Here is a 12,659-nt window from a genome sequence, read left to right on the forward strand (position 1 = left end):
GGCGAACGTTCGTGGAACGCCACGACAGCCCGGACTGCAACCAAGCGAGTTCTTATACTGTTAGTAGCAGATCCTATACTCTCTGTTGTAATCCATTTACCTGGCCTGTTGAGAGACCAGGTCACAAGCATGAGCTCGGAAGGCGCCGATCATGACCGGAGAGGGTTACCGCATCCTGTTAAACGCGCGGCGGCGCGGCGATGTGCTGCGGGCCAAGGGGTTCACCTATGACCAGATCGCCGACGTGCTGGCGCTGGATCATCAGGTCAGTCCGCTGCGGCTCTACCGGTTCGCGCACGGCCGCACGGTGTCCGATGTGGTCAACGCCTTCAACGACCTGGACCCGGCTGGAGCCGCCAGCCTGCGTGACGCCCGGTTGTACGACTACGAGATCCATCCGGGGGCCGGTCGCCGCCCGCCGGTCCGCGCGCTGACCACGCTGGCCCGGATCTACCAGACCACCGCCCGCCGTCTGGTCGGCGACGACGACTATGCCACCTACAGTCCGCTCGACCGCCAGGCACTCAACGCCACCGACTACCGTCACCTCGACCCCTGTCAGCCCACCCACCACAGCCGCGTGGCGGCCGGCGCGTCTCGTGCGAGCATGGAGGCGACCGCCGCGAAGTGGACGGCACAGATGCCGGAGGCAGCCTGCGGGCTCTCTCCCGCGAACTGCGCTGAGGTTCTCCGGGTGCTCAGCGCCGAGGAGGCCGACGTGCGCCGACGCGAGTTGCTGTTCGAGCTGGCCCTTGCCCTCGGCGGCCCGCCTGCCCTCGGCCTGCTACGGCACCTCTCCCCGGACGAGGGGCTACGGCTCGCCAACGCGTTGCGCACCCCCGGCCGCGTCGATGCCGCGACCGTCACCAGCTTGGAGGAACTGATCGCCCACAGTTGGCGGCTGGACGAGACACACGGCCCGGCGACCCTTATCCACATGGCCGACACCCAGCGCGACCTGGTAGCCCGCCTGCTCAAGAGCTACTCACTGTCCCCGGTCCTCCGCGACCGCCTCATCACCGCCTACTGGAGCCTCAGCCACCTGGGCGGCTGGCTGCACTACGACTCTGGTCACTACGTCGGTGCCTCGAAGCGTTACGAGGAAGGCTTGGGGGCGGCGTACGAGCTGGATGACGCCACGCTCATCGCGCACCTCCACGGGCTCCTGGCCCACTCCTGGCGTTATCAGGGAAAACCAGCCATAGCGTTAACCCACGCTTTCGCTGCTGAGGGTTGGGCTCGTAGATGCTCCGATTCCTTGCAAATGGCCGCCACCGCAACCAGTCTGGCCCGCGCGCTGGCGGTCGACGGTAACTCCGCCGGAAGCTTGCATGCCATGGATCGGGCTATGAAGCTGGTGGATCAACCACGTAATGGCGAAGATCGTCCGCACCTTCGCTGGCTCTCGCCCGAGCGAGTCCAACGCAATACTGGATTCTGTCTCGCCAGGCTGAACCAACCTGACGCGGTGATCGCGGAAAGCCAGAAGACGCTGGCATCCCTGCCTGATCACGTAGTGCGGGAACGCGCGTTCGTTTTGCTGGAATACGCTCAAGCTCTCATACTGAAGCGAGAAATCCCAGCGGCCTGTGACCAGCTCATGGCGACTATCCGCATCGCGAAGCAGCACAGCTCGGCCCGACTTGGACAAAGCCTTCATGCCACTCGGCGCCGTCTCCAGCCCTGGGCGACCAACGCTTACGTCCGTGATCTCGATGAAGGACTACGCGGCCTCGGTCTCACACCAGGCCCGATGCCCGGTCGATGAGACGGGGAGGGGTCACATTCAGATTGCGTCACCCTCAAGAGGAGCGAGTGGCCAGTAGAGTCGTCAGAATGCGACGTGTCGCCGTGTGCGCTTTTGTCCTTCTGCTGGCCGCTGCGTGCAGTAGAAGCAGTCCCACTCTTCTTGGAGCCACGAGAGTAATGGTCCAGGATGGCACGGAACTCATGGCGTCTCAGTCTATGGAGAACAAAAGAGTCATCGACCAAGGCGGTGAGGGTGGTGACGATCCTGTCGGTTGTCCGGAAGGCACTTCGCGCCGCACATATCAGGCTACCGGTGATTTCGGTAAGGTCGATGGGACGACATCGGCAGAGTTGGCCGACTTAACGGCCAAGCCTATGCGATCTTCACTGCGCGTTCTGGGCTATGAGCTTGATCGTAGTGTCAGTTCGGTCAATGATCCGGGACAGAGCATCGGAGTTTTCCATAAGAAGGATCCCGGCATCACATTTACTCTGATCGTGCAAGCTGCTGTTCCTAATATCAAGGTGAGTGCCAAGACAGATTGCCTTCCGATGAGTTGACATTCAGGGTGATGCGGTCACCTGCTCGGCCTCCTTTCGCATCCGCTGTGCGGTGGATCGAAGATTGCGTGCGGACAAGAGGCATTGCTCTATGAGGCGATCTATATCCGATCGATGCAGGCTGCTCTCTCGCTCGAAGCGCTGTGCCGCAGGCCCGGTCCAGATTGGACCCCCTTCCACAGATCCAGTCTTGATCTGGTCGAACAGTGTGCCTAGATCCTGAGCGTACTTATCAAATCGGGCCGCGAGTAGCTCCCTTTCCTCGGCCTGACGTTGCAGCTCACCACCGCTTGCCATGACTACCCTCCCCGTTCTTTGAGAGCTTCAAGTACTACTGGTAACAGTAAGCCTCGGAAAGTGTTCTTGGTATATTTCACATCACTCTTGCTTAATGGACTAAGGCCATGCTGCTGCCGAGAGGCGACGAAAGCGGCCATCTGCCGATTGACCAGGGCATTGGTCAGTCTGGTGGCCTCCTCAGGAGGTGCTCCGTCCCACAGTTCGCTCAAAAGGTCCTGCCCGGGGTTCTTCACATAGAGATCGGCTGCCTTTCCAATGGCCGTTTCCAGAACAAGATGGCCACCTACTCCACCGCTGAAAGCGCCTACGGCGAGGTCCAGTGGGAAGAGCATGAGCTGGATCTGTGTGTCTCGGGCCTCCTCTTCGCTGAGGTCAGCCTTGTGAAGTCCGCCTATCAGCAGCGAGGCTACTGCGGCGGCGACGCTTGCCCTGCCAAAGAACACGTTCCGCTGCTTCTGCCGCTCACCTTCGGTAGCGGCGTCGCCGAACGGGTGCCCCTCACCCAGGTCCACCTTGCCGACAAAGGCTGTGTAGTTCTTCTCCAACACCGACAATGCCGCAGGATCACGAGACAGACTTCCCAAGAACATCGTGATCTCGGAAGCCGATAAGTCCTTCCAAGCAGCCGGCTTGACGGCCTCGTTTTCGGGGTCCGATGCCATCCAGATCCTCGCGAAGTCCGGCAGGTATTGACGAATGTGTTCGGCTAGAACCGGAGAGATGGGTGAGGGGGTCGGCATTCCGGTTCTCTGGTCGGTCGAGGGCGTCAGTGAAGACCAGGCGGCGGGGTCGCCGAGGGCTTTGATGGTGTTGATCCAGGCGGTGCGGCGGAGGGTGTCGTCGCCGGCTTCGGGGGCGAGGGCCTTGTTCAAGGCGTCGGCCAGCATCTTTTCGAAGCCTGGCGTGGCGGTGCCTTTGACGGTCGCGGGGCGCAGCAGCAGTTCGGCGGTGTCGGGGTCGGCCAGGAGTTGCTGGGTGGCTGCGATGTCATGGGTCAGGGACTTGACGAGCCAGTGGGTGTTCCAGTTGAGGTCAGGGCTCTTGGAGCCGCTGGCTTTGGCGAGCTTGGTCCCGGCGGCCACGATGAACGAGGTGGATTGCGGTGCGAGTGCCAGCAGCACGGCCAGGTCGCTGAGCGGGGTCTTGTCGAGCAGGCGGGTGCGCAGATCGGCGGGGGCGGCGCCGGTGGGGTCGGCGGCGGCGAACGCCTCGGCCAGCGGCCCCAGCTGCTTGCGCACTCTGGCCAGGTCGGTGGGGTCGTACCCGATGCGGTTGTTCTGGTCGTTGAGGCTCGCGGCGCGCAGGATGCCGGCGAACGCCGAGGCGCCGAGCTGGTTGAGCAACCCCGCGGCGTACTCGGGATCACTGGCTTTGCCCTGCCGGTCGGCCAGGGCCGACAGCAGCTCGCGCCGGTTCGTCACGGTGGGGTCGGCCTGGTACGCGGCCCAGGCCGCTTTCACGAGGTCACCCGCGATGATCCCGGCGGCGTGGGCGGACGCGGCGCTGGGGAAGGGGAACTCCGCGCCCTTCACTCCGTCCTTGGACGACGCGTTCTCGATGCGCTCGATGGTCTGAGCGCGCCAGGAGAGGTCGGCGTGGGCGGCGGTGAGGAACTGGAGGCAGCGGTCCAGGACCTCGGTGGCCGGGCCTGCGGGCCAGTCGACCCCGGCTTGGGTGATCGAAGCCGACAGATAGGGCTTCAACGCCGCAGCGCGCTGGGCGGTTTCTCCCAGAGCGGTAATCAGTAACCGCACCCCATGCGGATTTAAGCCGACAAATTCCCCCATTGTCCCTGGTCTCCTCGCGGGTAGAGATTCCAGAGCGGATGCCATCGCATCGTAGCGGGGAAAGTGTGGCGGCAGAAAGCCAGTCGTGGCCCTACGAGCAGGGCCAGGTCACACCAAGCGGACGCCTCTGCCCGCGTTCCCGCGAAAGTCCGCCAGGCAGAGGCGCCGGAACCAAGAATGCCGCCGAACCGGAAACAGCTCGACCCCCACATCCCGGTAATCGACCCACCATTCTCCGCAGGCATCGACCAGGGATGACGCACCCGAATTCCAGCTCCGCACCCACGGAACGGCCACGGTCCTCCCAACCGGTGCAAACGGTACCCGGCGACAGGAGAGCGCGGCGGAGACGGCGGACAGACGCAGGGGAGGCGTACCGCACCGGAGGGCGGTGATAGTGGCGGGCTCGGGCCCCAAGGGCGCGGGAGGTGATTGGGGGTATAACAGCTCTCTGTCCGGGTTTGAGAGGAAAGCCAATCGATGTCGCTTCCGTTTGCAATGTTGTCGTGTTTGCCGTGAGTGCGCTGTACGTGTAGGTCGAGATCGACTAGGCTGCCGAGTCCATCGGGTGGGGTGTTGGGGGACTTTATGCCGGACCGGAATCAATTGGTGGCCGATCAGGCGCTTCTCCGAGGCCTGGCCGATGCCGTCCATGAGGTGGGCGGGCTGATCGGCAAGGGTCGTGAGAAGTTCCAGGCGGTGAAGGGCGAGATTCCAGTCGTCGTGACCGAGGACGACTACGGCCATGCCTACATGGAGCAGCACCAGGCTCGTCTAGAGGCGATCGACGCGGCGCTGGGCTTCCTGCGGGAAAGGCTGCAGGAGGATTACACGCAGCGACTGCGGCAGGCCCAGCTCAACTACCAACAGGCGGAAGCTCTCTCGACGATCCAGCCCCGGTAGGAGCGGGGATGGGTATGGATCTTGACGATCTTCCTGGTCCTTTCCGGTCGCTCGTGCCGTATCTCACGGGGGGAATTTATCCCGATGCCGAGGTGGACGAGCTGGTGGCGGCCAGTGAGGCGCTCGCCGGGTGCGCTGAGTGGCTCAAGGGGGTGCGGGAGCAGGAGGTGGCGAGGGTCGACTCCTTGCTCGGTGATGTCGGCTGGCAGGGAGCTGCGCAGGAGCAGTTCGCCGAACTGTGGAAGGGCCTGGGAGGTCAGGGTTCGGCGCCAGTGGGGGTCGCCGAGTTCGTCGCCCAGATCGAGCAGGCGATCGCCGTGGAGGCCGAGGCCCTGCGTGAGCACGCGGTGCGCACGCAGTACACCCAGTGGATGACCTGGGCCACGCTGATCGCCCTGGCGATCGCGATCGTGGCGTTGATATGGAACCCCGCTGGCTGGGCGGTGATCCAGCCGCGGGTTCTGCTGACCCGGCTGTCGCTGGAGCAGTTGAAACGTCAAGTGCTGATCAACATGCTGAAGTTCGGCGCGATCTCAGGGGGCATGGACCTGGGGGTGCAGGCCGCTCAGATGGTGGCGCCGGGGGGTATACGGGAGACCGGTGATTTCGACTGGTCCTCGATCGGGATGTCGACGGCGACCGGTCTCGCGGGCGGGGCGCTGTTCAGCGGGCTCGGTTTCGCGGCCGCGCGACTGCCGCACGCTGGACTGGCCGGATTCTCCCAGGGCATCTGGGGCCAGGCGGCCATCGGCGGGGTGTCCAACGTCGGGGCGGCGGTGCCCCTGCTGGCCCTGAGCGGCGATCTCGACGGCACGCACCTGCTCCAGGCACTGACATCCGGCGTGGTGGGAAGCGTCGGGCCCACCCCCCACCATGGCGATGCCCAAGCCGTACCCGGAACGTCCCTCCACACGTCCACCACCGAGGGTGGTGCGGCACCGGCTCACACGGCACTGTCGGGACTCGCGTCCACCACCGAGGGTGGTGCGGCACCGGCTCACACGGCACTGTCGGGACTCGCGTCCACCGACGCCGGACATGCCGGTTCGCTGGTCGGGGGCAGTGAAGGAGCCGCCCAGTCCAGTCGTCCCGGCGCGTCCTCCACGGCAGCGGGCACTCACGGGGAATCCCGCCCGCCGTTGGCCCAGTCCACCGTCCACTCCTCAGCTGGGACGCTCGGCGGTATGGGCACCGCCCTGGCCGGCGCCGGGGATCCGCCTGTGCATCCAGCGGCGATCAAGTCCGACCCGGTCGTTCCCCTGCGAACCACGGAGACCGGTCCGGCGGGGACCGCGTCCACCGGCCCTGGTGGCACCATCGACAAGATCATCAATGCGCATTCCGCGCCGGCTCATTCACCGGGTGAGAGTTCCGGGCCGCCTGCGTGGGCTGGGGCCGATCCCGGGGCGGTTTCAGCGGGTAGGACGATCGCGGCCGCCACTGGTACCGCCGGCTTGACGATCGGGGAGAGTGAGACTCTCGGCCGGGTCGCTCAGGCTGTAGAACATCTGACGCCGGGAAGCCGGTCCGTCGTGCCGGGGGAGCAGGTCCTTAAGTTGGCCGGTGACGTCGGATTGCGTCCTGGCGACACTCCTGCCGCCAATGCGGTGCGGAACCTGGTGGCACTGTTCGATCAAGCCGAGCGCAGCGAGTACGTCCGGTTCGATCCGTCGAGAGCGACGACGGGGGCGGAACTGGCACACACCCTGAAAGAGTTCAAGGAGTGGAGTTCCGGGCGCAGTGACGCGGGGTGGGCAAGGCGTCGGGCGGAGACGGACGTGTCGTACTGGGAGTCGCGATCGGCGCAGGCGAGTCGTGACGGAGTGCCCTCGACGTCTCCGCGAATGCGCGAGATTCAGACGAACATTGTCGAGAAGCGCCTGGATCTGCAGAGGGCGCAGCGTGAAGAGCAGCGGCTCCTGGGGGAGGCAGGCCCGAAGTCGAGGAGGGCGGCTGATCCCGGCGTGGGAGGAGAGGCTCGCGTTTCGCCACCATGGTCCCAGCGTTCTAGTCTTATCGGTCACGATCAGATCGTCCCGGCCAGGGGAGACTGGATCGCGAATCAGGCGCACTTGTGGGCGCCTGATAGGCCCCCTGGTCTGGATTACTCGCTTGGCCATATGAGCATGATTCTCGATCCCTCGGGCGACATCTCCGTTGCCCGGATGGCCGACAACTTGTATCGGTTCGCCGATGAGGTGGGGATCGACAAGGGCGATCCGCATACCGTCAAGGAGCCGTACACCCTCACCGAACTGCACAGGGTTTATACGGGGGCGGAGCTGAGTGGGGTCCCGGCCTTCGATCCGCTGAGGGCCGGCAACCGGGCCGAGTTGACCGAGGCGCTGAAGGGGTATCTCGAATGGGAACGAGCCGGTGCCGGCCGGACCTCGGCGCATCATGTCCCTGCCGGCGTTGACCTGACTCCAGCAGAGACGCCGACTCCCGCGCCGGCTCATTCACCGGGTGAGAGTTCCGGGCCGCCTGCGTGGGCTGGGGCCGATCCCGGGGCGGTTTCAGCGGGTAGGACGATCGCGGCCGCCACTGGTACCGCCGGCTTGACGATCGGGGAGAGTGAGACTCTCGGCCGGATCGTCATGCACGTGGACCATCTGACGCCGGACAGCCGGTCGACCTCACCGGGAGAGCTGGTCCTTGATCTGGCCAGGCAGGTCGGAGATCTGGACCGGCAGGTCGGACTAGGCCCTGCCGAGACCCGTGCCGCCAATGCGGTGCGGAACCTGGTGAAGCTCTACGACCAGGCCATGCAAAGCGGGTACATCCGCTTTGATCTGTCGGGAGTCCCGACGGTGGGAGAACTTGCAGCCAGGTTGCGATCGTACCGAGAATGGCATGAGGGCGACGTTGCCGCCAGGCAGGCAAGGCTCAGGACGGAGGAGTTCCTGCGGCGCCAGGAGGCAGAAGTGGCGCGGCTACTTCAGGCCCCAGATCTTACGAACCGGCAACGGGGTGCTATTGAAGCTGAGCTCACCAAGACCTATCTGAAGCTCGACAGGGCGATAGAGGCCGAGAAAGCGTCCCAGATGGAGGCAGGCTCCAAGTCGAGGAGGGTGACCGATCCCGGCCTGGGAGGAGCGGCGCGCTATTCACCAATCTGGTCAAGGCTTCCTGATCGTGTCGTACATGATGAGATCGCCCCCGAATGGGGAAGAAGCGTCGCGAGGTACGCGAATGTGCGGCCGCTTGACATGCCCACCGGTATGGCGTACGCGCTTGGCCATATGGGCAGGATTCTCGATCCCGCAACTGACGGTTCCCCTTCCCGGATGGCTGATCAACTTTACCGGTTCGCCGATGAGGTGGGGATCGACAAGGGCGGTCCGCATACCGTCAAGGAGCCGTACACCCTCACCGAATTGCACAGGGTTTATAGGGGGGCGGAGCTAAGTGGGGTCCCGGCTTTCGATCCGTTGCGGGCGGCCAACCGGGCCGAGTTGGCCGAGGCGCTGAAGGGGTTTCTACAAGAGGAGCGCGCTGTTGCCGGTCAGGCGCCGGTTCGACACGCTCCGGGGAGCGTTGAGCCGGCTCCACGAGAGGCACCGCGTCCTACCCATGATCAGCAGCCACATGAGGTGCTCAAGGCGCATCGCCCGGGCCTTGCAGACCGGCCGCGGCCGCTCGACATACCCCATGCCGGCGTTTCGGCACATGTGGCGGGCATTCATGAAGCAGGCGCCCCTGCGCACATCGCAGAAGCCGCATCGGCGGGCTCTCGACCCCTCAGAACCGGTGACGTTGAATCCGCCATCACTTCACCCGGTGGGCCGGACCTGATTCATGAGCAGCGCGTTGTAGGTTCGGACGACGCGCTCGCGACTCACGATCTCCCATCATCGGCACGTCCGCATGGGCGGTCGGTCGCAGATATGGCGGGGCTTTCCTCCTCGGATCAGATGTACAAGATTCTCGAACCTTCCCTGGTGAACGGAGAGTCACGCCGCCGTGCCTTCTTGGAATTCGCGGCAGAGCTGGATCTGACCGCCTCATACATTCCTGAATCACTCAAGCGCGTGTATGAGAAGGCGCAAGAGAATGGATTCGCTCCAGAGTTGTCTCGGAACCGGGCAGAGCTGGTCGACACGCTGAAACGTTCGATGGCACAGGATCCAATGCTATGGAGGGGTTACAACTCGAAACTGTCAACGGCGCTCGGGGAGGCTGACGATGCGGCGTTCCGAGCGCTCGGCGAGATGTCCACGATGAATGAGGATTTCTACTACCGGCGGCCCAGTGAACTTAGTCACATAAAGATCGCGATGAAGATCGGAATTGACCAATGGGTGCCGGAATTGGTCAAGATGTATCAACATGCTCAGGCTGAGGGGTTCATGAAGGGCTCGTTCTGGACGAGCATGCTTGACTATAGGGACTCCGACCCTCTGCTGTGGAAGGGGCGAGAGACCGCTCACCTGCTAGGTCGTTATACGGAGCTGAGCGATGAGGCATATCGCGGTCTTGCTCGAATGGGCCAGATCACCGGGATGGATGTCCCAACCTCCGTCCGAGGGGGAGCCAATCCAATTGAGAGGATCGCTCAGGAACTGGAACTGATCGGTGGGAAATGGTCGGTTGTAGAGCTCTACCGACGTGCCGAGGAAGCCGGCCTGAACCCGGCCTCGGCCCGCGACGGCCGACAGCTTGTCGATGTCTTGAAGCGATACGCAGAGATGAATCCAACATGGGAGACACCATGGCTGCCCCATGCTTTTGGCGAAGAGGCCCAGTTGACCATCGGCGGTGGGCGCGTTGGTGGCTTTCCCGCAAAAAGCGGAATAGCCATCAACATCGTCGTGGACGCAAAACCCGATATCGTGGGGGATGTAGGCCACCTTCCGCTGCGAACCGCGTCGATCGATCGAGTCTACTTCGAGTGCGTGCCATTCACCGCGTTCACCGGTGACAATCGGGGTGCGCTCGCGGCCGTGGCACGGGTGCTGCGACCAGGAGGTGAACTCAGACTGTTAACGGGAAGTCTGGCTCCGATCGACGCTATCCGCGAGGACCTCACTCGTCTCGGCTTCATCGATATCAAGATCAATAACTATGACGGGTATGACATCACGGCTCGCACGCCCGCGTCGACGGAGTGACCTCCAAGCGATGTCGGGGCCGGTGGCCTCCGTCAACCGGTCCCTCCTCGGTCTCGCCGCCGCCGTCACCATCTTGAGGTTTCTTGCGCGGCAGGCCACCTTGGTTCCGTCGAGCAGCGTGCCCGCAGTCGGTCACCGGGACGGCGGACCCGGAGAGTCAGCCCGGCGTTGACGGGATGAGCGGCGACGCGCACTCGGAAGGTTGCCGCTGGCCGCCAACTTACTTCGCTGACGCGCCTGTTTAAGCAGGCCCAGGAATTGGGATTGGCTCCCGAGCTTTCTCGGGATCGGACCGAGCTGGTCAACACGCTCGTGCCTACGATGACACTGGACCCCCTGCTGTGGAGAGGTTATAACACCAGGGGTTTGCAGCGGTTGGGGGAGGCGCCTGACGATGCGGCAATCGGGGCGTACGCCGTGTTGGACGCTAATTCCCCCGACTATCTGAGAGATGAGTTGGGGGTCACCAATATTCAATGGCTGCCGGAGCTGGTCAAACTTTATCAACGTGCCCAGGCTGAAGGGTTCGCTCCGGAGTCGGCCGGATCTCCCGCCGAGCTCGCACAGAGGTTGAGGCTCTACAAGGACTCCGACCCTGTGCTGTGGACGGGGCGGGAACTGGCTCAGCGGTTGGGGCGCTTTACGGAGCTGAGTGATGAGGCGTTCCGAGGTCTGGCCCGGATGGGCGAGATCACCGGCCTCGGGGGCGTCGGTAGTGCAGTCCGAGGCGGGATCGCCTTCTGGAGTGACGACGGGGGAGCGTTCGCGGAAATACTCCGGGTACTGCGACCGGGCGGCGAGTTGAGAGTGACCACGGGAGGGAAGGCTCCGTCCATCGAAATCTGGGAGCGAATGGCCAGCCTCGGCTTCGTCGACATCAAGATCGAGGACATCGAGGCGAAGGACATCAGGGCTCGATTGCCCCGGTCGACGGAGTGAGGTGCGGGCGAGGCCATGCTCCGGCACCAGGACTGGGGCAGCGGCCGGTCCGTGGGTTACCGGGAGTGCCCGGGTTCGCCGGATCTGCCGGCGCCTGGATTTCGCCACCGCGTCCGATCAGAATGGGGAGCCTGGTGTAGAGGTGGCACCGGATCGGAGGGACGACGGCGTGAACCGTTTTCCGCGTGTGCTGGGAGTGCGGACCGGATACGACCCCGAGCAGGTCGACGCCCTTATCCAGCGCATCGAGGCCACATTGGGCCGAGGTCTGCTGGAGGGCCCCCCGGTCACCGCCGACGAGATCCGCATGTCCCGCTTCAACACGAAACTGGGCGGATACAACGAGGTCGCGGTCGACTACGCGCTGGACGCCTTCGTGGTGGCGGTGGAGACCCGCGGCCGTCCTGCCCGGGCCATCCCGCAGGCAGGGGACGAGCTACCGGACGAACAGGCTCAGGCGCCGTGGGAGGGAGCCCATTCCATAACCGGGGCGACTTCACCGGAAGTACCCGCCTATGGCGCACCGGTGGAGGGAAATGGATCGCGGGCGAAGATCCGGCCGTTCGGCGGACCGGGGGGGTCTCCGGCGGGGTCGGGAGGCGGGGAGGCGGGCAGCGCGGCGGAGTCGTCCCATGAGTCGCCGGAGGAGTTGATGGAGGAGGACGAGGCGCCCACCCTTCCCGAACTGGCGAAGCCGATCGGAGGACCGGGGAGTCCGGTCGGGGTGTCCGGGTACACGACCGGTGAGCGGGGCAAGCCGTTCGGGGAGCCTGGAACGGCGTTCGGGGAACCGGGGTATCCGGTCGAAGGACTCGGGAAGCCGCTCAGGGAACCAGGTAAGCCAATCGGAGGACCGGGGAATGAGGTCGGGGGGCGTCCCGGGAGGCCGGGCGGGGAACGTTGGGAGTCCAGGAGTGTTACCGGTGAACCGGCGAAAGGCACCGGGGGTCTGGGCCGGTCCGACGCCTCTGTCGCCGCCGACGAACCTGCGGTGGCCGAGGCGCTGACGGCGGCCTGGATGGAGACGCAGGCGGTGCGGGTCGAGCGGGTGCTCTTCCGCCCGGGACGGCTCGGGGCCGGGTACAACGAGGACGAGGTCGACGTCTTCCTCGACCGCATCGTGGCCACCCTGCGCGGTACGACCGGCCACCCGCTCACGGCCGAACAGGTGAGGAAGGCGACGTTCTCCACCGTGGTCTTCAAGTCGGGCTACGCCGTGGCCCAGGTCGACGCCTTCCTCGCGGAGATCGCCGACGTCCTCGACCGCGGCGACGCACGAGTGGAAGACCAGGAACAGCGGGTCTGACGC

7 protein-coding genes are annotated in these 12,659 nt (G+C 64.6%); 6 read left to right on the top strand and 1 reads right to left on the bottom strand.

The annotated features are described in order from the left end of the window. Positions 1 to 151 precede the first annotated feature (151 nt). Positions 152 to 1,768: an NsdA family TPR-like regulatory protein gene (locus ABD810_RS31275; RefSeq protein WP_344948795.1), complete on the top strand. Its 1,617-nt coding sequence runs from the start codon at positions 152 to 154 to the stop codon at positions 1,766 to 1,768. Positions 1,769 to 1,965: 197 nt separating this feature from the next. Next, on the top strand, positions 1,966 to 2,310 hold the full coding sequence (locus ABD810_RS31280; RefSeq protein WP_344948798.1) for a hypothetical protein: 345 nt from the start codon (positions 1,966 to 1,968) through the stop codon (positions 2,308 to 2,310). A gap of 299 nt (positions 2,311 to 2,609) precedes the next feature. Here the strand turns inward: ABD810_RS31280 and ABD810_RS31285 are convergent, their stop codons facing one another. Next, entirely contained in the window at positions 2,610 to 4,397 is a 1,788-nt protein-coding gene (locus tag ABD810_RS31285; protein ID WP_344948800.1) for a S8/S53 family peptidase, read from the bottom strand. A 609-nt stretch (positions 4,398 to 5,006) separates the two neighbouring features. Between ABD810_RS31285 and ABD810_RS31290 the strand changes: the two genes are divergently transcribed. The 4 genes from ABD810_RS31290 to ABD810_RS31305 all read left to right on the top strand — a co-directional run bounded on the left by ABD810_RS31290 (position 5,007) and on the right by ABD810_RS31305 (position 12,656). Continuing rightward, positions 5,007 to 5,300, top strand: a complete 294-nt coding sequence (locus ABD810_RS31290; RefSeq protein WP_344948805.1) for a hypothetical protein — start codon at positions 5,007 to 5,009, stop codon at positions 5,298 to 5,300. A gap of 8 nt (positions 5,301 to 5,308) precedes the next feature. Further along, on the top strand, positions 5,309 to 10,411 hold the full coding sequence (locus tag ABD810_RS31295; RefSeq protein ID WP_344948810.1) for a hypothetical protein: 5,103 nt from the start codon (positions 5,309 to 5,311) through the stop codon (positions 10,409 to 10,411). A 264-nt stretch (positions 10,412 to 10,675) separates the two neighbouring features. Beyond that, positions 10,676 to 11,350 carry a class I SAM-dependent methyltransferase gene (locus ABD810_RS31300; RefSeq protein ID WP_344948815.1) on the top strand — a complete coding sequence of 225 codons (675 nt, stop codon included), beginning with the start codon at positions 10,676 to 10,678 and terminating at the stop codon, positions 11,348 to 11,350. A 169-nt stretch (positions 11,351 to 11,519) separates the two neighbouring features. Continuing rightward, a complete protein-coding gene (locus ABD810_RS31305; protein WP_344948821.1) occupies positions 11,520 to 12,656 on the top strand; it encodes a DivIVA domain-containing protein in 1,137 nt (378 codons plus the stop codon). Positions 12,657 to 12,659 lie beyond the last annotated feature (3 nt).

Origin of the sequence: Sphaerisporangium flaviroseum (genome assembly GCF_039537005.1) — a bacterium.
GTDB classification, from domain to species: Bacteria; Actinomycetota; Actinomycetes; order Streptosporangiales; family Streptosporangiaceae; genus Sphaerisporangium; species Sphaerisporangium flaviroseum.

Coding starts and splice junctions, on each gene's coding strand:
- ABD810_RS31280 (WP_344948798.1), top strand. CDS start 1,966: ATGGAGAACAAAAGAGTCATCGACCAAGGCGGTGAGGGTGGTGACGAT.
- ABD810_RS31295 (WP_344948810.1), top strand. CDS start 5,309: ATGGGTATGGATCTTGACGATCTTCCTGGTCCTTTCCGGTCGCTCGTG.
- ABD810_RS31285 (WP_344948800.1), bottom strand. CDS start 4,397: ATGGGGGAATTTGTCGGCTTAAATCCGCATGGGGTGCGGTTACTGATT.
- ABD810_RS31275 (WP_344948795.1), top strand. CDS start 152: ATGACCGGAGAGGGTTACCGCATCCTGTTAAACGCGCGGCGGCGCGGC.